The following is a 22,731-nucleotide window of genomic DNA, read 5'->3' on the forward strand; positions in this document are numbered from 1 at the left end:
GTATTCAAACGGCTTTCAGTGTTACCGGCGACGGAACAACGGCAACGGTTCGTCCGTCGCGGCCTGGTAGGTCACCGAGAAATCCTTGAGGCTTTCCAGCGCTTCGTACGGGTCTTTGTCGGCGCGCAAGGCGAAGGCATCGAACCCGCAGCGGCGCAGGTAGAACAACTGGTCGCGCAGCACATCGCCAATCGCCCGCAGTTCGCCCTTGTAACCGTAACGGTCACGCAGCAGGCGGGCGTTGGAGTAGTTGCGACCGTCGGTGAAGGCCGGGAAGTTCAGGGCGATCACCTGGAAATGCTCCACGTCATCACCGATCTCTTCGGCTTCTTCATCGGCGTCCAGCCACACACCCAGGCCGCCGTCGCGGGCCTTGAGGGCGTGAGCGTGCTCGCGCCACAGGGCCAGCGGCACGATCAGGTCGTCGCAGTTGGAGATGCCATCGAAGCTCGCGTCCTTGGGCAGCAGGTGCCAGGTTTCGTCGACGACTTCGTTGTTCTTAATGATTCGCTGCATAGACGCGCTCCTTGAACAGGTCAATGCCGATGCGCTGGTAGGTGTCGATGAAACGCTCATCTTCGGTGCGCTGTTCAACGTACACGTCGATCAGCTTGCCGATCACGTCAGGCATGGCTTCCTGGGCGAAGGACGGGCCGAGGATCTTGCCCAGGCTCGCATCGCGGCTGGCGCTGCCACCCAGGGACACTTGGTAGAATTCTTCGCCTTTCTTGTCCACGCCCAGGATGCCGATGTGGCCGACGTGGTGGTGACCACAGGCGTTCATGCAACCGGAGATGTTCAGGTCCAGTTCGCCGATGTCGAACAGGTAGTCCAGGTCGTCGAAACGGCGCTGGATCGATTCGGCAATCGGGATCGACTTGGCGTTGGCCAGGGAGCAGAAGTCGCCGCCCGGGCAGCAGATGATGTCGGTCAGCAGGCCGATGTTCGGCGTGGCAAAACCCTGCTCGCGCAGCTCGCCCCACAGGGTGAACAGCTGAGACTGCTCGACGTCGGCGAGGATGATGTTCTGCTCGTGGGAGGTGCGCAGCTGGCCGAAGCTGTAGCGCTCGGCCAGGTCGGCGACGCCATCGAGTTGCTTGTCGGTGATATCGCCCGGCGCAACGCCGGTAGGTTTCAGCGACAGGGTCACGGCCACATAGCCCGGCTTCTTGTGGGCCAGGGTGTTGCGGGTGCGCCAGCGGGCGAAACCTGGGTGCTGCGCATCGAGTTCGGCCAACTCGGCGTCCTGATTGCTCAGGGCCTTGTAGTCGGGGTCGACGAAATGCTTGGCGACGCGGTGCACTTCGGCGTCGGTCAGGGTGGTCTGGCCGCCGCGCAGGTGTTCCATCTCGGCGTCGACTTTCTGGGCGAACACCTCGGGGGTCAGCGCTTTTACCAGGATCTTGATCCGGGCCTTGTACTTGTTGTCACGACGGCCATAGCGGTTGTAGACCCGCAGGATGGCGTCGAGGTAGCTCAACAGGTCCTGCCATGGCAGGAATTCGTTGATGAACGCGCCGACCACCGGCGTACGGCCAAGGCCACCGCCGACGAGCACACGGAAGCCGAGCTCGCCCGCAGCGTTATGCACGGGCTCCAGGCCGATGTCGTGCACTTCGATGGCGGCACGGTCCGAGGTCGAGCCATTGATGGCGATCTTGAACTTGCGCGGCAGGTAGGCGAATTCCGGGTGGAAGGTGGTCCATTGACGGACGATTTCACACCACGGGCGCGGGTCGATCAACTCGTCGGCGGCAACACCGGCGAATTGGTCAGTGGTCACGTTGCGCAGGCAGTTACCGCTGGTCTGGATGGCGTGCATCTGCACGGTGGCCAGTTCAGCCAGGATGTCCGGCACGTCTTCCAGGGCCGGCCAGTTGAACTGGACGTTCTGGCGGGTACTGATGTGGGCGTAGCCCTTGTCGAAGTCGCGGGCAATCTTGGCCATCATGCGCGTCTGACGGGAAGTCAGTTGGCCATAAGGCACGGCAACCCGCAGCATCGGCGCAAAGCGCTGAACATAAAGGCCATTTTGCAGGCGCAGAGGGCGGAACTCTTCTTCGCTCAGTTCACCTGCCAGATAGCGTCGGGTCTGATCACGGAACTGCTTGACGCGGTCCTCGATGATGCGCTGATCGTATTCGTCGTATACGTACATATAGGTCCTGTTCTCGGCAAATCTGCGCGCACGGCCGCGCACTCCCAACGGAGCCGGCGCACGATACCAGTTTGCGTTTATGCGCAAAAGTGATGTTTGAGTATATGCAAATAACCAAATTGACTAATGAGAACCGTTATCGTGATACCCACATTTGTCATGCGGGCAATCATGAACTTTACTGTGCTCGTGTCTTTATGCAATCACCTATAAAACCGACAAGAGGCGATGCTATGAGCAATCCGACCAAAGCCCGCAAAAGTGACAGCAGTGTCGATGCCTGGGCGATTCTGTTCTTGATTATCCTGGTGGTTTCCACTGCCGTGTTCTGGGTCAGCCATCAATAAACGGACGTTACCCGAGCCGGATTGTCGGACAGTCGGCAATTAATCGAGATTGACCGGCCCATAGCCATTATCATGGGCGGTCATTCCGAAGGGCTCAGGCAACGATGTTGAAGGTTCTCTGCAAGTGCTTGCTGGTGCTGAGCACGCCGTTCTGGGCCATCGCCCAGGCGACGTCGGTGGTGTTTCTCAACCCTGGCAATTCGAATGAGACCTTCTGGGTCAGCTACGCACAATTCATGCAGGCCGCCGCCAGGGACCTCGGCCTGGATTTGCGTGTGCGCTATTCCGAGCGCAACCCCGACACCACGTTGTTTCAGGCCCGCGAGGCACTGCAAGGTCCTGAGCGTCCGGACTATCTGGTGCTGGTGAATGAGCAATACATCGCCCCGCAGATCCTGCGTCTGTCCCAGGGCAGCGGGGTCAAGCTGCTGATCGTCAATAACGCCCTGACCGCCGACCAGATCGAGTTGCTCGACGCAGGCAAGTACCCCAACTGGATCGGCAGCCTGGTGGCCAACGACGAACAGGCGGGCTACCTGATGCTCACGCAGTTGCTGCGTCAGCACGGGCCGGTCGCGCCCGGCCAGACCATCGACCTGCTGGCGTTCTCCGGTGCCAAGACCACACCGGCAGCACAATTGCGCGAGCGGGGTTTACAGCGTGCCCTGGCGGACCATCCGCAAGTGCGCCTGCGCCAGTTGGTGTATGGCGAATGGAGTCGCGAGCGAGCCTTCGAGCAGGCAAGGCAACTGTTCAAGCGTTACCCGCAGACGGCGTTGGTGTGGTCGGCCAATGATGAAATGGCCCTGGGTGCCATGGCGGCGTTGCAAGACAGCGGGCGTACGCCGGGCCGGGATGTGTTGTTCAGCGCGGTCAACAGTTCGCCCGAGGTGTTGCAGGCGCGGCTCGATGGCCGTTTAAGCGTGCTGGTGGCCGGGCATTTCACCGTAGGTGGATGGGCGATGGTGTTGTTGCACGACGATGCCAGGGGCCTGGATATCGCCAAGTATGGCGGGCGCGAACGCACGCTGGACCTGTTTCAGTTGATCGACCCGGAGCTGGCGCGCCGCCTGTTGCAGATCAATGCCAGCCAGGCCTACGGCGTCGACTTCCGCGCCTTGTCGGCCCAGGGCAAGCCCGCCGCCTACCGTTACCCGTTCAGCCTGCAACTACTGATGCACTGAGCGCGTTCAAACGCCGGCCAAGTGCAATACCAACTGGACGATGCCAAACAGCGTCAAGGCAAAGATCGCGGTGAACAGAATGCCCAGCAGCACAAAGTGACTGGGCTTGCCGTGGGTAAAGTCGCGGGCGCGGTTCTTCCCGCTTTGTACGCCGAAGGCCGCCGCCATGACGCTGTGGAGCATTTGCCAGAAGGTGGGTGGCTTGTTATTGGAGTCGTCCATATGGCCCTCAGCTCGTGGTGACAAGACCGATGCTCCCCACAGGATAGTCAAGTTCCGGCAAAACACCGGTCCATAGCTATCTACTGCCTTGGGTGGCAGCGCGCTCGTTGTACTGGGACTCCTCAACCAGAGTCACCAGGAGTCACCCATGACCATTTCAACCCCCGCGCCGGAAGAGGGCCTGCATACAGCCCTGATCAAGCAACGTTTACCCTTGTGGGTGGCCCACAGTGCCGGCGCGGATATCCGCCGCCTGCGGGGCGGTTTGCTCCCCGGCCGCGTCCCTGCCGGCCCGCCCCCGGCGTGGCTGACGCATGCACCGGCGGCGCTGCGCGTGGCCCTGAGCGTCAGTCAGCAGCGCAGTCACGCTTCCAACCTGGCACTGGCAAAGTGCATGAAACTGCTCAAGGGACCGACGGAATTTGCCGAGCCACTGTTGTTGAAAGCCTTGAGCGAACGCTTCGGGCAGGCCCCGGACGCCCATAAAAACGCACTGTTCTACCTGCGTTATCGCCAGGCCCCCGTGCAGCACACGCTGCTTCAGGCCGCGCTGTTGAACTTTGAGGGCAATGAAGATTTTTCCGAGGTGGCGTTGGGCGAAACCAGCGCCATTGCCCCCGTCGATGCGCTGGTGACCGATTACGGTGAGTTCAGTCGCGGAGGATGGCCGGCGCGCTATCGCTACACCGAAAAGTTGCCGATCCCGCCGCAGGACTTCTCGACCCTGTGCCGCACCCTGGACCTGGGCCGGCAATACCAGGACCATCTGAAGCAGATATTCGACGCCCCGGACACTGCACCTCAAGTGCGGGCCCGGATGATCCAGGCACAAAAGGACCTGCTGGCCGTGCGACTGCACACCGCGCGCATCAAGCAGGAGGTGAGCGAGTCGTTCTACGCCGTGCTGCTCAAGCTGCTGGCCGGCACCGGCGGCCTCACACTGGACGATCGCCCCGTGGGCTACAGCCAACTCTCAGTGCTGGGCTGCCCTTTGGGGGAGGTGGTATTGATTGGCCCGGGCGTCGGGGCTGACGGTGACGCCGCCAAAGCCTTGGGCTGGAGTGCGCTCCTGACACCGGTGGCAAGCGCGATCGACCTGCTGACAAGTCCCCCCACTTTCGGACGTTTTGTGGCCTGGATTCCCGGAGCACCGCTGTACCCGCTCAAGGAATACCCATCGATGCAGGCGTTTGAAAAGGACCTGGCAATCAACTTGCGCTCATCGGGTTATCAACGCTTGTTGGCCAGCCGCGTACCGCAAGGTGATGCGCCGGCCTTTCTGAAACGCCTGAAAGACAGGCTCCATACCTATCAATGGAATGCCACCAAAGGCTTGTATGAACAGGTCTACGACCAACAGATCAGCTTGAACCTGCGGCAAACACCCATCAGCGGCGAGCTGTTTGGCGACCTCTACGAAAAGCACGTCCAGCGCCTCAAGGACGATGCCCTCAAGCTCGCGGTACCGACCGCTGAAGCAGACCGCAAGGCGGCCCAGGAACGTCATGAGCATTGGTTGAGCCTGGGTATGAACCTGTTGAACGTGGCGGCGTTCTTCGTGCCGGGGTTGGGCGAGGTGATGCTGGCTGTCACTGCGATTCAGTTGGGGCTGGAGGTGTACCACGGCATCGAATCGTGGAAAGAGGGCGACCTGGACGCAGCCTGGGGCCATTTGGAGTCGGTGGCGCTGAATGTGGCCTTCATGGCAACGCTGGGGACGGCAGGTGCGCTGGCCGCCCGCAAGCCGGTGATCCAGGTCTCGAAATGGGTGGACGGCCTGGTGCCGGTCAAGTTGCCCAGCGGTGAAGCCCGGTTGTGGAAGCCCGATCTGGAGCCCTATCGCAGTGACGTGGTACTGGACCCGGACCTCCTGCCCAATGCCCAAGGCCAGTACGAGGTGGAGGGCAAGATCTACGTGCGTATCGGTGATGGTGTGTACGAAAAAGGTTTTGATTCCCGGCTGAAAAAATGGCGAATCAAACACCCCGATAATCCCAACGCCTACCAACCGGAGTTGCACAGTAACCACGCCGGGGCCTGGCGCGCAGTGCATGAGCGGCCACGGGATTGGGAACGCCTGACCCTGCTGCGACGCCTGGGGCACGACACCCTGGGTTTCTCCGACGAAACACTGGCGACCATTGGCGATATCAGCGGTGTGTCCGACGAGGCATTGCGCAAGATCCATATCGATGGTTTGCCCTTGCCGGCGCCACTGGCCGACACGTTGAGGCAGTTCAGGGGCGACCAGGAAGTGGATGAACTGGTCGCCCGGATTCGCAGTGGCGCCGGGCTGGGCCGGCACTACGAACATGTCCTGCCACTGGTGGTCGAAATGCCGCGCTGGCCGGTGGGCCGGGTACTGGAAGTGTTCGAGGGGCCGGAGCCCTGGGGACGCTCCCGGGTGTATGGCAGCCGTGCATCGGCGGCGGATGTGCGGGCCTCGATCAAGATTACCCGGGGTGAGCTGCGCAAAGGCAAGCTGCCTCAACACGTGTTGGCTGATCTTGGCGAGGATGAAACGGCTGAACTGTTGGGCAGCCAGGCGAACGCTACGAGCGGGAGCAAAGAACAGGCCTTCAACGGGCGCCTGGCGGATTTTGCGCAGAAGCGCAAAAAGGCTTTGTTCGATAGTTTGTCCCGTCCCATGCAAGCCGGTCTGCCCGATAGTGAGTGGCTTGCACGCCGGTTTCCCATGTTGTCCAGGGACGCGATGGCCGAGGTGTTGGCCCAGGCCAGCGAGCAGGATCGCCTGCAAATCCGCACTCAGGGCCGCGTGCCGGCGCGGCTGGACAACCTCGCGCGTGGCGTAGCCCAGCAAGTACGCCTGAGCCGGGCCATTGCCGGTATGCAGCGTGAGGCGCTGGCCGGTGCAGACAGTGACCGGCTGGCGCTGCACAGCCTGGAGCGTTTGCCGGGATGGCCGGGGAACCTGCGGCTGGAGGTGCGCGCCGACAGCATCGGGGGGCGGGTGCTGGACAGCATCGGCCCGGACTCGGCGCCCGTGCGCAGGTACCTGGTCAAGGACGGCGATACCTTTCAGGCCTGCGACGCGAACGGCGCAGAGCTTAACGGCAAGGTGCCCGGTAGCCGTAACTGGTTTCAATCAATCATGCACGCACTACCTGATGCCGCACGGCGAGAGCTGGGTGTGCCGCTGGTGAGCCAGGATGCCGAGCTGCAACGGCTACTGGCACAGCATGGGCTGAGTCATCGCAAGCAAATGAGCGAATTTCTCAAGCAGCGGATCGCTCGCTTCAGACCCAAATGGCGCCTGCCGGGCGGGCGCCCGGGCTATGCAATGACGGGCCGCGGTGACGCCTTTGCCGCTGATGCATCACTGGTTGCCAGGGTGCGTGACCTGTATCCCGACCTCAGCGATGAGCAGGCCAGTCGTTTTGTACTGGGTCGCCTGGGGGGCGGCGAGACGACACAGCAAGTGTTCCACCTGTTGACCACTCGCCAGCGTGAATTTGACGGCCTGCGGGCGACCCTGGATGAGTGGGCGCGGGCGGTGGGCGAGCCGCAGCATCTGGCCGCCAGGCGCAGGCAATTGGCCGAGGACCTTATCGCGTGCTGGCGGCAAAATTTGTATCGCGGGATTCGCCCCCATGCCCGGTTGAACCTGCAGTGGGGAATCCGCTTGCCGACCTTGCAGGCAGACTTTTCCCATGTGTACGCCTTGCGTCTGCAAGGCCCGGCGATGCTCGGCGAAAACGGCAGCGCCTTGTTCCAGCAATTTCCCGGGCTACGGCAATTGGACCTCTATGTAGCGCAGGCCGAGCTGGGCGCGGTGGGCGAGCGTTTGCGCAACTTGCCGAACATCACCCGTTTGTCGATTGATGGGGACGCGCTGAATTTTGCCAACGGGCTTGAGCCGGTGCTCAATGGCATGCCGCAGTTGGAGACGCTGAGTCTCTGTGGCGCCCTGGAGAGCCTGGACGTGAGCAGCCTGCCAAACCTGGAGACACTGAACGTTTCCGGTTCCCTGGCGACCTTTCCAGAAGGGCTCGCGAGTCTGGAGCGGCTGGTATGGACGAATCTGTCGGGCACCCGCATCAACAGGTTGCCCGAGGCCTTGTTTCAAGGGTCGGAACGTGTGTGGCGGGGGTTGCATCTGAACTGGCCAACCTTTGAAGCCCGGGACTTCCTGCGGGTGTTTGACTACCTGCACGACCATCCGGCGCATCTGGTGGATGAAGAGCGCTTGGCACAGGGTTATGGCGAGGGCAGTCTTCGCGCGTTGAGGTTCGGCGGGGTGTCGTCGTTCCAGGATATGACGGCAGCGTTCAAGGGGTTGGGGGTGTCGCCACGTGAGCGGGTGCTAGGGGTCAATGCATTACGTAACGAGCACACTGCGCTGGTTGACGAACTGGAGGCTTGGAAGACCCGTGAGTTGCGGGTCGACCGCCGACAAGTGGACTTTTTTTACCGTCAGCGAGCGGCGGAAAATCTGCTGGAGTGCTGGCGCGAAGGGCTCGACCGGCGCACGGGGAGTGATGCCCAGCCAGGCCCGTCGTCGGCGATCAATCCGCGGATTAACACGTTGGATTTGTCGGGAGGCGTGCTGGGGGATTTTCCGCGGTTGCCGACGCAAGGTTTCGCCCATGTGCACCATTTGAACCTGGACGGTGTTCGTGCCACCGTCGAGGCGCTGGACGGCGTGCTGGCGCGTTTTACGCAGCTCAACCGGCTGAGCCTGGGGCGCAACAATTTGGCGACCTTGCCGGCAAGGCTGACAGAACTGCGCGGGCTTGAACACCTGGACCTTACTCATAACCAACTGACCCTGACCCCGGTCATGCAACAGCAGTTGAGCGGCCTGGCCAGCCTTCAGGAGCTGAGCCTGGCGCACAACCGCGTTGGTCAACTGGACGTAAGCGGCCTGACTCAGTTGCGCGGTTTGGACTTGAGCCATACCGGTATCACGGCCTGGCCCACGGGAGTGCTGGATTTGCCCCACCTGCGCAGGCTGGACATGAGCCACAGCGCGATTACCCAAGTGCCCGGCGCGGCGCTCGTCGGGCATGATCCATTGATGCGCGGCACCAACCTGCGAGGGTGTCGCCTGGGGCCCCAGGCGCTTGCCGACCTGCAAGGTTTTACCCTGCAGTCTTCGTCCACGGCGCTTACCGAGCTGCAACGCCACCTGGCCTCGCGCCCGGAGAACGATTCAGTCCTGGGCATTCCTCGTCACTTGCTTGCAGAGGGCCGTACCGGTGGCGACCCTGAATATTTTCCGTTGGAGGTGAGGGACAATCCCGACCTGCTGATAGCACTGCCCCTGGATTCGCCGGGTGGCGAGGCGTCGTTGACGGCGGCGGTCAGGATGCAACGACTCGATCCGGCCTTGAGCGATGCACGAGCCGTACAGCGCATTGCAGACCTCAGCGCGTCGGGGCTGAGCAGCCTCGACCTTGAGGCCCGGTTGACGCAGTGGAGCGCGCAGCATCAGGCGCTCGTCAGGCAATTGAATGACTGGATTGATATTCGCGCCTATCGCGAGGGCGGCGGTTGGGTGAGCGCCGTCGACCGGCGACGGGCGGCGGACCGGCTGCTGGACAGCTGGCGGCACAACCTGCGCACCGAGCCTGAAACCGGGCGCCAGTTGCTGGACTTGTCCGATCTGTACCTTGGGGATCTTCCGCCGGTGGCGCCGCACTTCGCGCATGTCACGACGCTGAACCTGAGTGCGGTGAAACTCACGGAGCAGGGTTCCAACGAGTTTCTGCGCGCATTTCCCCAGGTCCGCAGCCTGATCCTCAGTCACAACGGCCTTAGTCGCTTGCCGGAGGCGGTCAGCGAGTTGTCGGCACTGACCCGGCTGGAGGCTGGCCACAATAACGTGTGGGGCCTTGCCGAGCTGCAGGCGACGCTCAATGAATTGCCGGCCCTGGAGTGGCTGGACCTGAGCGCAAACTCCCTCAGCGGCCTGGACATCTCCCGGCTGCCACAGCTGGAAACCCTCGACCTGCATGGCAACATCCTGGTGGACTGGCCGGTGGGCGTATTGGAGGCCCCGCGCCTGCGCAGCCTCAACCTGAGTAACAATCAGATCGAGAGCGTGCCCGCCGATGCCTGGTATCCCGAACACCTGGCCTTGATGGCGGGGATCAACCTGTCGGATAACCTGCTGCTGGAAGGTGACCTTCGGGTACTGCACGACTATTTGCTCGACACCGGCCACGGCCTGGGGTTTACCGAGGAAGAGATCGACCGCTTGCTGGATGGCTATGAAAACGATGATGAAGCCAATGGCAATGGCCCCGATGACGAGGCACACCCGGAGCAGCAGCCGCCGCAGGAGCAGAAAGACCAGTGGTTTAACGGCGTGCCTGCCGAGTCGGAAAAACATGCCATCTGGGATGAGCTCAAGGCCGCCGAGGGTAGCGCCGACTTTTTCCAGATCATTTCCCAGTTGAGGCACGCCAAGGACTACGAGGTAGACCGTGCCGAGCTTACCCGGCGGGTGTGGGACGTGTTGGAGGGCGCGCATGCACAGCCCGACTTGAGAGACGCGTTGTTTCTCCGGGCGCGCGCCTCGATCGAACAGGTGACCTGTGGTGATGGCTGGATCTTGTTGTTCAGCGATCTTGAAGTGAGGGCTTATGAGTTCAAGGTGCTCCAGACGGTTTCCCCTGGGCAGGAAGGCCTCGGCCTTTTCAGGCTGGCCAGAAGCATTATTCGTCTGGAAGAAGTCGAAGCCACGGCGGAGACCGCCATCAGGCAGCACCCGGGTATCGACCAGGCGGAAGTGCGCCTGGCCTATCGCATCCGGTTGGCGCAACGGCTGGAACTGCCCCGGCAGCCGTCCACCATGATTTACGAAAACTTTTCCGGAGTGACACCCGCGGACATTGACAGCGCCTACACCCGCATCATCGCCGGTGAAAACACACCCGCGTTCACCGACAAGTTGGTGACCCGTGACTATTGGGTGGATTACCTGAAGCGGCAGCACCCCGCCGAGTTTTCAGCGATGGCCAGTGGGCACGCTGCGAGAGTTGAGGCACTCGAAGCGCAGCATTCGGACCTGAATCCGGCGTATCTGGCAGCCTCGGTGGCCTTGGACACGCAGCGAATCCAAGAGGAGAAGGCGCTGGCGCTGCAATTGACGGCGCGCGAGCGCACGGCGATGGGTCTGTAAACCTGAAGGGGGCCGGGGGCGGCAGGGCGCCGCCCCCTTGTGTCGATCAGTTGTCGTAACCCAGGTTTGGCGCGAGCCAGCGTTCGGTCACGCTCAGGTCCTGATCCTTGCGGGCGGTGTAGCTCGCCACCTGGTCCTTGTCGATCTTGCCCACGGCAAAGTACTGCGCCTGCGGGTGGGCGAAGTACCAGCCGCTGACCGCCGCTGCCGGGAACATCGCGTAGTGCTCGGTGAGGAACACGCCGCTGCGGCCGGCCTGCATCTCGCGGGCTTCAGGGTCCAGCAGTTGGAACAGCTGGGCTTTCTCGGTGTGATCCGGGCACGCCGGGTAGCCCGGGGCAGGGCGGATACCGCTGTACTGTTCCTTGATCAGCGCTTCGTTATCCAGCACTTCGTCCTTGGCGTAACCCCAGTGCTCTTTACGCACCTGCTGGTGCAGCCACTCGGCGCAGGCTTCGGCCAGGCGGTCGGCCAGGGCCTTGACCATGATCGAGTTGTAGTCGTCGCCAGCGTCCTGGTAAGCCTTGGCGACCTCTTCGGCGCCGATGCCGGCGGTGGTGATGAAGCCACCGATGTAGTCGGTCACGCCGCTGTCCTTGGGCGCCACGAAGTCGGCCAGGGAGAAGTTCGGCTTGCCGTCGGTCTTGATGATCTGCTGGCGCAGGTGGTGCAGTTTGGCAATCGGCTGGCCGTCGTCGCCGTAGACTTCCAGGTCATCGTCCTGCACCTGGTTGGTCGGCCAGAAGCCGAACACCGCGCGGGCGCTGATGAGTTTTTCGTCGATCAGCTTCTTGAGCATTTCCCGAGCATCGGCGTACAGCGCGGTGGCGGCTTCGCCCACCACTTCATCGGTGAGGATGCGCGGGAATTTGCCGGCCAGGTCCCAGGAGATAAAGAACGGCGTCCAGTCGATGTACTCGGCCAAAACGTTCAGGTCGATATTGTCCAGCACCTTGGAGCCGGTAAACGTCGGCTTGACCGGAGCGTAGGTGCTCCAGTCGAACTGCGGCTTCTTGGCAATCGCGGCCGGGTAGCTCAGGCGCTCGGTGCGAGCGCTGCGGTTGGAGGTGCGCTCGCGTACGTCGATGTATTCCAGGCGGGTTTTTTCAACGAACGCCGGCTTCAATTCCTTGGACAGCAACTGCGTCGCCACGCCCACGGCGCGGGAGGCGTCGGTGACGTAGATCACCGCGTCATTGCTGTACTTGGGCTCGATCTTCACCGCCGTGTGGGCCTTGGAGGTAGTGGCGCCGCCGATCATCAGTGGCAGGTGGAAATCCTGGCGCTGCATCTCGCGCGCTACGTGCACCATCTCGTCCAGGGACGGGGTGATCAGGCCGGACAGCCCGATAATGTCGCACTTCTGTTCCTTGGCCACCTGCAGGATTTTCTCGGCCGGCACCATCACGCCCAGGTCAACAATGTCATAGCCGTTGCAACCCAGCACCACGCCGACAATGTTCTTGCCGATGTCGTGCACGTCGCCTTTTACCGTAGCCATCAGGATCTTGCCCTTGGCTTCCGGCTTGTCGCCTTTTTCCAGCTCGATGAACGGGATCAAGTGGGCCACGGCCTGTTTCATCACCCGGGCGGATTTCACCACCTGGGGCAGGAACATTTTGCCGGCGCCGAACAGGTCGCCGACGATGTTCATGCCGGACATCAGCGGGCCTTCGATCACTTCGATCGGGCGCGCGAACGACTGCCGGGATTCCTCGGTGTCTTCGACGATGTGGGTGGTGATGCCCTTGACCAGCGCGTGTTCCAGGCGCTTGTTCACCGGCCAGCCGCGCCATTCTTCGGTCTCGGCTTCCTTGACGCTGCCGTCGCCCTTGTACTTGTCGGCAATGGCGAGGAGGGCGTCGGTGCCTTCCGGGGTGCGGTTGAGCACCACGTCTTCCACCGCGTCCCGCAGTTCGGCCGGGATCTGGTCGTAGATTTCCAGTTGGCCGGCGTTGACGATACCCATGCTCAGGCCGTTGCGGATCGCATACAGCAGGAACACCGAATGGATCGCCTCACGCACCGGGTTGTTGCCGCGGAACGAGAACGACACGTTGGACACGCCGCCCGAGGTCAGTGCATACGGCAGCTCGTCGCGGATATAGGCGCAGGCGTTGATGAAGTCGACGGCGTAGTTGTTGTGCTCCTCGATACCGGTGGCCACCGCGAAGATGTTCGGGTCGAAGATGATGTCTTCCGGCGGGAAGCCGACTTCATTCACCAGGATGTCGTAGGAGCGTTTGCAGATTTCTTTCTTGCGCGCTTCGGTGTCGGCCTGGCCGGCCTCGTCGAACGCCATCACCACCACCGCAGCGCCATAACGCTTGCACAGCTTGGCGTGGTGAATGAACTGCTCGACGCCTTCCTTCATGCTGATGGAGTTGACGATGCCCTTGCCCTGGATGCACTTGAGGCCGGCTTCGATCACTTCCCACTTGGAGGAGTCGATCATGATCGGGACGCGGGAGATGTCCGGCTCGCCGGCAATCAGGTTGAGGAAGGTCACCATGGCCTTCTTCGAGTCCAGCATGCCTTCGTCCATGTTGATGTCGATCACCTGGGCGCCGGCTTCCACCTGCTGCAGGGCGACTTCCAGGGCTTCGGTGTAGTTGTCTTCGCGGATCAGGCGGGCGAAGCGGGCGGAGCCGGTGATGTTGGTGCGCTCGCCGACGTTGACGAACAACGAGCTGCGATCAATCGTGAACGGTTCCAGGCCCGACAGGCGGCAAGCCTTGGGGATGTCCGGGATCGGGCGCGGCGCATAACCGGCCACGGCCTTGGCGATGGCTTCGATGTGGCCCGGGGTGGTGCCGCAGCAGCCGCCGACGATGTTGAGGAAGCCGCTCTGGGCGAACTCTTCGATGACCTTGGCGGTTTCCGACGGCAGTTCGTCGTACTCGCCGAACTCGTTGGGCAGGCCGGCGTTCGGGTGCGCGGAAACGTGGGTGTTGGCCTTGTTCGACAACTCTTCCAGGTACGGGCGCAGCTCGCTGGCGCCCAGGGCGCAGTTGAGGCCCACGGACAGCGGCTTGGCGTGGCTGACCGAGTTCCAGAACGCTTCGGTGGTCTGGCCCGACAGGGTACGGCCGGAGGCGTCGGTGATGGTGCCGGAGATCATGATCGGCAGTTCGACGTTCAACGTCTCGAACACGCCCTGCACCGCGAAGATCGCGGCCTTGGCGTTGAGGGTGTCAAAAATGGTTTCGATCAGGATCAGGTCGGCGCCGCCTTCGATCAGGCCTTTGGTGGCCTCGGTGTAGTTTTCCACCAGTTCATCGAAGTTCACGTTGCGGTAGCCCGGGTTGTTCACATCGGGAGACAGCGAACAGGTACGGCTGGTAGGGCCGAGCACGCCGGCGACGAAACGCGGCTTGGCCGGGTTTTCCAGGGTCTTGGCATCGGCGATCTTGCGCGCCAGGCGTGCGCCTTCTACGTTTAACTCGTAGGCCAGCTCTTCCATGCCGTAGTCGGCCATGGAAATGCGCGTGGCGTTGAAGGTGTTGGTTTCCAGGATGTCGGCGCCGGCATCCAGGTAGGCTTTTTCGATGCCGCCGATCACGTCCGGACGGGTGATCACCAGCAGGTCGTTATTGCCCTTGACGTCGCTCGGCCAGTCGGCGAAGCGTTTGCCACGGTAGTCCTGCTCTTCCAGTTTATAGCTCTGGATCATCGTGCCCATGCCGCCGTCGAGGATCAGGATGCGTTCCTTGAGGGCTTGGTGGAGGGCTTGCAGACGAGCGCTACGATCGGGCATGGGACTACTCTGGTCAGGTATTACGGAGGGCGAAGATCATAACAAACCTGTGCGCTTTTAGAGCATGTGCAGGTTTTGCATGAATATCGCTCATGTTGGTGAGGGCTGCAGGTCGGTAGAATTGCGTAGGATTTTTTACTGCACGCATTGAATCGGGACCGGGAACATGTCACTTCGCCTCATCGTCAGCGCCGCGTTTGCGCTGTTCGCCCTCACCGCACAGGCAGAAGGTCCCGCTCCGGCGATCTCTTATACCCGTGATATCCAGCCGATCTTCACCGAGAAATGTGTGGCCTGCCACGCCTGCTATGACTCGGCCTGCCAGCTCAACCTGGGCAGCGCCGAAGGGGCCGCACGTGGCGCGACCAAAGTGCCGGTGTACGACGGCGAACGCAGCCAGGCCAGCCAGCCGACGCGCTTGTTCTATGACGCCTTTGGCAAGGCGGCCTGGCAGCAAAAGGGTTTCTACTCGGTGCTCGACGCCCAGGGCAGCCAGGCCGCGCTGATGGCGCGGATGCTGGAGCTGGGGCATAACGCGCCCTTGCAGCCCAACGCCAAGCTGCCCGACGACATCGTGCTGGGCCTGAACCGCGAAAACACCTGCCCGATGCCGGGCGAGTTCAACGCCTACGCTGGCAGCCACCCCAAGGAAGGCATGCCGCTGGCGGTCACCGGCCTGACCGACCAGCAATACCAGACGTTGCAACGCTGGCTGGCCTCAGGTGCCCCGATCGACGAACAAGGCCTGGCGCCGAGCGCCAAGGAAGCCCTGCAGGTGCAGCAATGGGAAAACCTGTTCAACCAGCCCGGCGCCCGGGAAAGCCTGGTGGCGCGCTGGTTGTTCGAGCATCTGTTCCTGGCCCACATCTACTTTGAAGGTGGCGAACCGGGGCATTTCTTCCAGTGGGTACGTTCGCGTACACCCAGCGGCCAGCCGATCGACCTGATCAATACCCGCCGCCCCAACGACGACCCGGGCACCCAGATCTACTACCGCCTGTGGCCGGTGCAGGGCGTGATCGTGCACAAGACCCACATCACCTATCCGTTCAGTGCCGAGAAAATGGCCCGGATCAAGTCGCTGTTCTACACCGACGACTGGCAGGTGCACGCCTTGCCGGGTTACGGGCCGGGCCGCCGGGCCAACCCGTTCGAGACGTTTGAAGCGATTCCGGCCAAGGCGCGCTACCAGTTCATGCTGGATAACGCCGAATACTTCGTGCGCACCTTTATTCGCGGGCCGGTATGCCGGGGCCAAATCGCCACGGACGTGATCCGCGACAACTTCTGGACCTTGTTCCAGGACCCCGACCACGACCTGTACATCACCGATGCCCGCTACCGCGGCCAGGCCACGCCGCTGCTGGCGATGCCAGGGCAAATTGATGATGTGGGCAGCGTGCTCAGCCTCTGGATCAAATACCGCGACAAGCGCAATGAGTACGAAGCGCTTCGCCGTGACAGTTACGCCGACGTGCCGCCGCCAAGCTGGTCGAGCCTGTGGGCCGGCAATGACAACGCGCTGCTGACGATCTTTCGCCACTTTGACAGTGCGTCGGTGACCAAGGGCCTGATTGGCGAAGTGCCGCAGACGATGTGGCTGTTCGACTATCCGCTGCTGGAACGCACCTACTACCAGTTGGCAGTGAATTTCGACGTGTTCGGCAACGTCTCCCACCAAGCGCAGACGCGCCTGTATTTCGACCTGATCCGCAACGGCGCCGAGCAGAACTTCCTGCGCTTGATGCCGGCGGATTCCCGGGACGATTTCCTCGACGATTGGTACCAGAACAGCGGCAAGGTCAAGCTGTGGCTGGACTACGAGGCCATTGACGACGACAAACCCACCGGGCTCAAGCTCGATGAAAAAGACCCCAAGCGTGACTTTGCCAACCAGTTGCTGGCCCGTTACGGCGACTTGAATGCCAGCCCGGACCCGATCAACCGCTGCGTCAGCGCCTATTGCTCGCGCCCCGGTATCGACCCGGCGCTGCAGGACGCCGAACAGGCCCTGAGCCGCCTGACCAACCGCCCGGCGGCGGGGCTCAAGGTGATCGACCAGTTGCCGGAAGCGACCATGCTGCGCATCGAGACGCGTAGCGGCAAGCGTGAGATGTACAGCCTGTTGCGCAACCGCGCCCACAGCAACGTGGCGTTCATGCTGGGTGAGGCTTATCGCTATCAACCGGGCCTGGACACCGTGACCCTCTACCCCGGCGTGCTGAGCAGCTACCCGAACTTCATGTTCAACATCCCGGCGGAGCAGGTGCCGGCGTTTGTCGCCGCCATGGAGAATGCCAAGGACGCCAATCGTTTCGAGAAGATTGTCGACCGTTGGGGCATTCGCCGCAGTCACCCGTTGTTCTGGCAGTATTTTCACGACTTGTCGCAGTACATCCGCGAAACCACGCCGGTGGAAGAGGGTGTGCTGGATATGAACCGCTATGAAAACCTTTGAGCAGGGGCGAAAGTCTTTTCCGACAAAATTACTAGGACTTTGTACCTCGGTAATAATTTGGCGTAAACTGCCGGCAAGCCTGTGAGGAGTTTCCATGACTGCCATAACCATTACCGACGCCGCCCACGATTACCTGGCTGACCTGCTGTCGAAGCAGAACACACCGGGTATCGGCATCCGCGTCTTTATCACCCAGCCCGGCACCCAGTACGCCGAGACCTGCATTGCCTACTGCAAGCCGGGTGAAGAGAAACCTGAAGATACGGCGCTGGGGCTGAAAAGCTTCACCGCGTATATCGATGCGTTCAGTGAAGCGTTCCTTGACGATGCGGTGGTTGATTACGCCACCGATCGCATGGGTGGCCAGCTGACCATCAAGGCGCCGAACGCCAAGGTGCCGAATGTCAATGCGGACAGCCCGATCAACGAGCGCATCAACTACTACCTGCAAACCGAGATCAACCCGGGGCTGGCCAGCCACGGCGGTCAGGTGAGCCTGATCGACGTAGTGGATGACGGGATTGCCGTGTTGAAGTTCGGTGGCGGTTGCCAGGGCTGCGGCCAGGCGGACGTGACCTTGCGTGAAGGCATCGAGCGCACCTTGCTGGAGCGTGTTCCGGAGCTCAAGGGTGTGCGTGACGTGACTGACCATACGCAGAAAGAAAACGCTTACTACTAAGGCGTTCGCTGCGGACATAAAAAACGGCGCCCCGTGAGCGCCGTTTTTTTATGCTTTTTATTCAGTGGTTTGCACGAAAATCATGACAGTTTACATTAAGTGTGGGAGCTGGCTTGCCTGCGATAGCGGTGGGTCAATGTCGGATGCTTTGGCTGACACACTACTATCGCAGGCAAGCCAGCTCCCACATTTTTACTGTGTTTCTTCAGGGGCGGTAGAGGTGGGCGTGGCCCGCTCGATACAGTGAGGATTCGCTGAAACTGTCACTCGCCAACACCCGGCCCACCAAAATCAGCGCGGTACGCCGAAAGCCCTTGGCCGCTACCTTCCCGGCAATATCCCCCAGGGTACCCACCGCCCAGTCCTGATCCGGCCAGGTCGCCCGATGCACCACGGCAATCGGGCAGTCCGCGCCATAGTGAGGCAACAACTCGGCCACGATCTTCTCCAGATGATTCACCCCCAGGTGAATCGCCATGGTCGTGCCATGCTGCGCCAGGCTGCTGAACGCCTCGCCCTCGGGCATCGCCGTCTTGTCGGCATAACGCGTCAGAATCACGCTTTGGGCAATGTCCGGCAGGGTCAGTTCAGCCTCCAGCAACGCCGCACAGGCCGCTACGGCGGTGACGCCGGGAATGATCTGGAAAGGAATTCCCAGCTCCCGCAACAGGCGAATCTGCTCGCCAATCGCTCCATACAAACTCGGGTCCCCGGAATGCACGCGCGCCACGTCCTGGCCTTTCCCGTGGGCGGTCTTGATCAGCTCGATGATCTGTTCCAGATGCAATTCAGCACTGTTGACCACCAATTCCGCCTGATGCCCCTCAAGCACCGCCGCCGGTACCAGCGAGCCGGCATAGATAATCACCGGGCAACTGCGAATCAGCCGCTGGCCCTTGACGGTAATCAGTTCCGGGTCGCCTGGGCCTGCGCCGATGAAAAAGACAGTCATGGATACATTCCTGTGAAAAAAAGCACGCGAGCAGGCCTTCAGATGAAGATTGCTCATGATCGAAGCTGATGATTATCGGGAATTCAGCCGGCGCAAGCCAATGCAAAGGTGGCCTGGGCGGTTTTTTTGCGCGTGATCAACAGGGTGGCAGGGCGCTGGGACAGGTGTTCAGCCAGGGCCAGGGCGGCACTTTCAGCGATGCCGTAGCAGCCGGTGTGGGTAAAAACGGTGTCTGACTTATGGCTCAGTCGATCTTCATAAGGCAGCAGTTGAGCCGTATTAAAAAACGTCAAGGGCAGCTTCAGAGCCTGGGACAGTGCGAGCAACCCCGGCTCATCCTGCTTGCGATCGATACTGGCCAATGCGCTGATGCGTTGGCGCTCAATGCCACCCTCGGCAAGGGCGGCATTGAACAGGTCAAGCAGGGCGTCGACAGGACAACCCCGCTGGCAACCCAGGCCAACCGCGAGGATCATGCCGAATACTGGCCATCACGGTTACGGCGGAACAACCAGGCACTGATCAGGCCCAGCGCCAGCCAGAAGGCCACGTTGGTCAGTTGCGAGGCGATCTTGAACTGAGCTTCCAGCGCCTCTGGCGCCAGCATCGAGTGGACTTCCGGCTGTGGCGCACCAATCACGTGGGGCACCGCCAGGATCGCCGCGCCCAGCACTTTCAGCAGCCAATTGCGGCCGAACACTATCAGCGCGATACCGGCGGCGGTAGAGGCTGCGGTGCCGATCCACCAGATTTGTCGTTGTGCCAGGTCAGCAGCGGCAGTGCCCGGCAATTCAGGCGGCAAACCCAGGGTCGGCGCCAGCACGAACGTGGCGTAACCGGCCAGGCCCCACAGCAGGCCTTGGGCCGTGCGGGTCGGCGCACGCAGGGTGTACAGGCCGGCAAGCATCAGGGCAAAGCCCACTGCAACCACCAGGTTGCCGCCAGTGGTGGACAGCACACGCTGCCAGCCGTCTTCCGGCTCCCAGGCTTGCGCATCGTGGGTGTGGGCTGCGGCGCCGGCATGCTCATGCACTTCGGTGGCGGCCGGGGCGTTTTCGAAGGTTTCCGCCTGCAAAATCAGCGGAGCGACCCAGAAGCTTTGCAGCAGGGTCAGCAACAAGGCGGCCAGAAGACCGGTGAAACCTGCGGTTTGCGCAATACGCTTGATCATGTCGACAGGTCTCAATGGCACGGGAACGCGGCGCTGTGGCGGGTATCGTGGGCGGCGTTGTGCACCGCTTCGATATGCGAGAACCCGGCGAAATACACCAGGCACGCGCCGAGGATCGACGCGCCGATGGCGGCGGTCAGGCGTTGGCTGAGGGTGGCGGTGGTGCTGGCGGTAGAGGCGGTGCTGGTGATGATCGACATGGCGCGTCCCTTCTGGGTTTCAGGGTGGCACGAGCGCATGAAAACCCCGCGAGCCAGGCACGCAGGGTTTTGAACAGCGCCCGCCCACCGCGGGTTTGTTATCTGATTTTTTCGGGCCGGTCTCCGGGCTTGCGAGGGGCATGTATCGCCTGAAAGCATCGCCTTCCCATGCCGTAACGACACAGTGGATCTGACACTTCGCTCGCTTACCGTTGCGGGGGCAGCACCGGACTCGTCATGCCCTTGAATAAAAGCATATGACTCACCGGTTTCCCGTTTCACCCTGTGAAGGGCACCCGAAACAAGATGTGTAGGAGAGCATGGCCGGGCGATGGGCGTCAAATCGCCGGTTTAACTCCAGCGTTTGAACAGCACGCTGGCATTGACGCCGCCAAACCCGAAACCATTGGAAATCGCGTATTCAATCGGCAACTGCCGGGCTGTGCCGCGAATCAGGTTCAGCCCGGCAGCGGCGGGGTCGGGGTTGTCCAAGTTGAGGGTGGCCGGGGCAATCTGGTCGCGCAAGGCAAGCACGGTGAAGATCGCCTCAATCCCGCCCGCCGCGCCCAGCAGGTGGCCGGTCGCCGATTTTGTGGCACTGATAGCGACAGTCGAGTCTGCTCCGAACAGCGTATTGATCGCCGCCAGCTCGCCGTTATCGCCCACCGGCGTGGAGGTGGCATGGGCGTTCAGGTGCTGGATCTGTGCCGGTGTGATCCCGGCCTGGGCAATCGCCAACTCCATCGCCCGTCGGGCACCCGAGCCATCTTCCGGCCCCGACGTCATGTGATAAGCGTCTGCGCTGGTGCCATAACCCACCAGCTCCGCAATCGGCGTCGCACCCCGGGCCAGCGCATGCTCCAGTTCCTCGATCACCAATAAGCCAGCGCCTTCGCCCATCACAAATCCATCGCGGCCTTGATCAAACGGGCGCGAGGCGAGTGCCGGCGTGTCGTTGTAATCGCTGGACAGCGCACGCGCGGCGGCAAAACCGCCGAGGCTGACCCGGTGGATGCAGGCTTCGGCGCCGCCACATACGGCGATGTCGATTTCGCCGGCGCGGATCATCCGCGCGGCATCACCAATCGCTTGCACGCCGGCGGCGCAGGCGGTGACCGGGGAGCCCAGCGGGCCTTTCAGATGATGCTGGATCGACACATGCCCGGCGGCCATGTTGCCGAGGAAGGACGGAATCGTGAATGGCGACAGGCGGCGCGGCCCTTTACTGTCCGCGGTGCGCACTGCCTCGGCAATCGCGGGGAAGCCACCCACGCCGGAGGCGATAATGGTCGCGGTGCGTTCTTGCTGCGCCGGGGTTTGCGGTGCCCAGCCGGCTTGCGCCAAGGCTTCCTGCGCAGCGGCGAGGGCAAATACGATGAACCGATCCATCTTGCGTTGCTCTTTGGCGGAGATCACGCTGTCGGGGTCGAAACCTGCGTGTGGGTCCTGATCACGGCCCAACACCTGGCCGCCAATGCTGATTGCCAGGTCCCCGACCAATTCCTCGGGCAGCCGGCGGATGCCGGACTCGCCGGCCAGCAAGCGTTTCCAGGTCTGTTCCACGCCGGTTGCCAGCGGGGTCACTGCACCCATGCCGGTCACAACAATTCGCTTATTCATGATCGCTTAGCTCCGCAATTTCAGTTTGGTAGCAATGCTGCGACGAAACTATCATTATGAAAGTAACATCGAACAGCTTAAATTTTCGGGGTCGCCCCACAGAGGAACTGCAATGCAACGTAAGTCGCTGGTGAATGCCGAATGCCCGGTAGCCCGTGGAGTGGAAAGGGTAGGCGAGTGGTGGAGCATCCTGATCATGCGCGATGCGCTGCAAGGCTTGCGGCGTTTTGACGAGTTTTCCCAGAGCCTGGAGATCGCCCCCAACATGCTCACGCGCCGGCTCAACAGCCTGGTGGACGCGGGGTTGCTTGCGCGCCGGCAATACAGCGAGCGGCCGCCGCGTTTCGAGTACGTGCCGACGCCTATGGGCGAGGATTTCCGCGTGGTGATCATGGCGTTTATCGGCTGGGGCAACCGCCACTTCGCTACCGAAGGTGAAAGCCTGCAGTTGGTCGACCGGGAAACCCGGCGCCCGGTGGAAGTGGCGGTGGTGGAAGCCGGTAGCGGCGTGCGCGTGCCCGTTGAACAATGCAGCGTGCAAGCCGGGCCGGCAGCGAGCGAGGGCATGCTGGAGCGCCTGGCGCTGCTTCGCGCCAAGCGCTCGGACATTGACCCGTCCCCGCGCACTGCGTAGCCTTGCACGTTCGAGGTTCTTCGGCCCAGGTCGAAGCTAAGAAGGGAACGCGGTCAATGCCGCGGCTGCCCCCGCAACTGTAAAGGGTTTATCTGACTGCCACGCCACTGCCTGAACAAAGCGGGAAGGCGCAGCCAGCGCCGGCTTCATCGCCGGCAAGCCCCAAGCCAGGAGACCTGCCTCGCAACCGATTTTCTACTTC

General features: G+C 62.0%; 14 protein-coding genes and 2 riboswitches. Of the genes, 5 read left to right on the plus strand and 9 right to left on the minus strand.

Annotated elements, in window-relative coordinates; translation table 11 throughout:
* Positions 1 to 21: 21 nt before the first annotated feature.
* The gene (locus tag HX875_RS30385; RefSeq protein ID WP_017479943.1) at positions 22 to 516 is read right to left on the minus strand and encodes a DUF934 domain-containing protein; all 495 of its coding nucleotides are present in this window, start codon (positions 514 to 516) and stop codon (positions 22 to 24) included.
* Positions 500 to 2,158 (minus strand): nitrite/sulfite reductase, encoded by a 1,659-nt coding sequence (locus HX875_RS30390; protein ID WP_177048435.1) that lies wholly within the window; start codon positions 2,156 to 2,158, stop codon positions 500 to 502. The genes HX875_RS30385 and HX875_RS30390 overlap by 17 nt, the downstream gene beginning before the upstream one ends.
* A 451-nt stretch (positions 2,159 to 2,609) precedes the next feature.
* On the opposite strand from HX875_RS30390, the gene HX875_RS30395 reads away from it, so the two are divergent.
* On the plus strand, positions 2,610 to 3,689 hold the full coding sequence (locus HX875_RS30395; RefSeq protein ID WP_177048437.1) for an ABC transporter substrate-binding protein: 1,080 nt from the start codon (positions 2,610 to 2,612) through the stop codon (positions 3,687 to 3,689).
* A gap of 6 nt (positions 3,690 to 3,695) precedes the next feature.
* On the opposite strand, the gene HX875_RS30400 is transcribed toward HX875_RS30395, so the two are convergent.
* Positions 3,696 to 3,911, minus strand: a complete 216-nt coding sequence (locus HX875_RS30400; RefSeq protein WP_177048439.1) for a DUF2970 domain-containing protein — start codon at positions 3,909 to 3,911, stop codon at positions 3,696 to 3,698.
* Between the two features lie 148 nt (positions 3,912 to 4,059).
* Between HX875_RS30400 and HX875_RS30405 the strand changes: the two genes are divergently transcribed.
* Positions 4,060 to 11,058: an NEL-type E3 ubiquitin ligase domain-containing protein gene (locus HX875_RS30405; RefSeq protein WP_177048441.1), complete on the plus strand. Its 6,999-nt coding sequence runs from the start codon at positions 4,060 to 4,062 to the stop codon at positions 11,056 to 11,058.
* A 46-nt stretch (positions 11,059 to 11,104) separates the two neighbouring features.
* Here HX875_RS30405 and metH read toward each other — a convergent pair whose 3' ends face one another.
* The gene (gene metH, locus HX875_RS30410) at positions 11,105 to 14,815 is read right to left on the minus strand and encodes a methionine synthase (protein ID WP_177048449.1); all 3,711 of its coding nucleotides are present in this window, start codon (positions 14,813 to 14,815) and stop codon (positions 11,105 to 11,107) included.
* A gap of 166 nt (positions 14,816 to 14,981) precedes the next feature.
* Between metH and HX875_RS30415 the strand changes: the two genes are divergently transcribed.
* Positions 14,982 to 17,273, plus strand: a complete 2,292-nt coding sequence (locus HX875_RS30415) for a fatty acid cis/trans isomerase (protein WP_177048451.1) — start codon at positions 14,982 to 14,984, stop codon at positions 17,271 to 17,273.
* 94 nt (positions 17,274 to 17,367) lie between these two features.
* The gene (nfuA, locus tag HX875_RS30420) at positions 17,368 to 17,952 is read left to right on the plus strand and encodes a Fe-S biogenesis protein NfuA (RefSeq protein ID WP_003210817.1); all 585 of its coding nucleotides are present in this window, start codon (positions 17,368 to 17,370) and stop codon (positions 17,950 to 17,952) included.
* A 205-nt stretch (positions 17,953 to 18,157) separates the two neighbouring features.
* Here the strand turns inward: nfuA and cobM are convergent, their stop codons facing one another.
* The 5 genes from cobM to fabF all read right to left on the minus strand — a co-directional run bounded on the left by cobM (position 18,158) and on the right by fabF (position 21,895).
* Positions 18,158 to 18,904 (minus strand): precorrin-4 C(11)-methyltransferase, encoded by a 747-nt coding sequence (cobM, locus tag HX875_RS30425; RefSeq protein ID WP_177048453.1) that lies wholly within the window; start codon positions 18,902 to 18,904, stop codon positions 18,158 to 18,160.
* Between the two features lie 83 nt (positions 18,905 to 18,987).
* Positions 18,988 to 19,380 (minus strand): cobalamin biosynthesis protein, encoded by a 393-nt coding sequence (locus tag HX875_RS30430; RefSeq protein WP_177048455.1) that lies wholly within the window; start codon positions 19,378 to 19,380, stop codon positions 18,988 to 18,990.
* Positions 19,377 to 20,075, minus strand: a complete 699-nt coding sequence (locus tag HX875_RS30435) for a CbtA family protein (RefSeq protein WP_177048456.1) — start codon at positions 20,073 to 20,075, stop codon at positions 19,377 to 19,379. The genes HX875_RS30430 and HX875_RS30435 overlap by 4 nt, the downstream gene beginning before the upstream one ends.
* 11 nt (positions 20,076 to 20,086) lie before the next feature.
* Positions 20,087 to 20,275, minus strand: a complete 189-nt coding sequence (locus HX875_RS30440) for a CbtB domain-containing protein (protein ID WP_177048458.1) — start codon at positions 20,273 to 20,275, stop codon at positions 20,087 to 20,089.
* Positions 20,276 to 20,372: 97 nt separating this feature from the next.
* Positions 20,373 to 20,590, minus strand: a riboswitch (cobalamin riboswitch).
* Positions 20,591 to 20,626: 36 nt separating this feature from the next.
* Positions 20,627 to 21,895, minus strand: coding sequence for a beta-ketoacyl-ACP synthase II (fabF, locus tag HX875_RS30445; RefSeq protein ID WP_177048460.1), 1,269 nt, complete (start codon positions 21,893 to 21,895; stop codon positions 20,627 to 20,629).
* 112 nt (positions 21,896 to 22,007) lie between these two features.
* On the opposite strand from fabF, the gene HX875_RS30450 reads away from it, so the two are divergent.
* Positions 22,008 to 22,529: a winged helix-turn-helix transcriptional regulator gene (locus HX875_RS30450; RefSeq protein ID WP_177048462.1), complete on the plus strand. Its 522-nt coding sequence runs from the start codon at positions 22,008 to 22,010 to the stop codon at positions 22,527 to 22,529.
* Positions 22,526 to 22,727, plus strand: a riboswitch (cobalamin riboswitch). Its footprint overlaps the gene before it by 4 nt.
* The last annotated feature ends 4 nt before the right edge of the window (positions 22,728 to 22,731 follow it).

The organism is Pseudomonas yamanorum (assembly GCF_013386765.1).
Classification (GTDB): Bacteria; Pseudomonadota; Gammaproteobacteria; order Pseudomonadales; family Pseudomonadaceae; genus Aquipseudomonas; species Aquipseudomonas yamanorum_A.

Bases quoted from the DNA above. Each gene is read 5' to 3' on its own strand.
- HX875_RS30385 (WP_017479943.1), bottom strand. From the start codon at position 516: ATGCAGCGAATCATTAAGAACAACGAAGTCGTCGACGAAACCTGGCAC.
- HX875_RS30390 (WP_177048435.1), bottom strand. From the start codon at position 2,158: ATGTACGTATACGACGAATACGATCAGCGCATCATCGAGGACCGCGTC.
- HX875_RS30395 (WP_177048437.1), top strand. From the start codon at position 2,610: ATGTTGAAGGTTCTCTGCAAGTGCTTGCTGGTGCTGAGCACGCCGTTC.
- HX875_RS30400 (WP_177048439.1), bottom strand. From the start codon at position 3,911: ATGGACGACTCCAATAACAAGCCACCCACCTTCTGGCAAATGCTCCAC.
- HX875_RS30405 (WP_177048441.1), top strand. From the start codon at position 4,060: ATGACCATTTCAACCCCCGCGCCGGAAGAGGGCCTGCATACAGCCCTG.
- metH (WP_177048449.1), bottom strand. From the start codon at position 14,815: ATGCCCGATCGTAGCGCTCGTCTGCAAGCCCTCCACCAAGCCCTCAAG.
- HX875_RS30415 (WP_177048451.1), top strand. From the start codon at position 14,982: ATGTCACTTCGCCTCATCGTCAGCGCCGCGTTTGCGCTGTTCGCCCTC.
- nfuA (WP_003210817.1), top strand. From the start codon at position 17,368: ATGACTGCCATAACCATTACCGACGCCGCCCACGATTACCTGGCTGAC.
- cobM (WP_177048453.1), bottom strand. From the start codon at position 18,904: ATGACTGTCTTTTTCATCGGCGCAGGCCCAGGCGACCCGGAACTGATT.
- HX875_RS30430 (WP_177048455.1), bottom strand. From the start codon at position 19,380: ATGATCCTCGCGGTTGGCCTGGGTTGCCAGCGGGGTTGTCCTGTCGAC.
- HX875_RS30435 (WP_177048456.1), bottom strand. From the start codon at position 20,075: ATGATCAAGCGTATTGCGCAAACCGCAGGTTTCACCGGTCTTCTGGCC.
- HX875_RS30440 (WP_177048458.1), bottom strand. From the start codon at position 20,275: ATGTCGATCATCACCAGCACCGCCTCTACCGCCAGCACCACCGCCACC.
- fabF (WP_177048460.1), bottom strand. From the start codon at position 21,895: ATGAATAAGCGAATTGTTGTGACCGGCATGGGTGCAGTGACCCCGCTG.
- HX875_RS30450 (WP_177048462.1), top strand. From the start codon at position 22,008: ATGCAACGTAAGTCGCTGGTGAATGCCGAATGCCCGGTAGCCCGTGGA.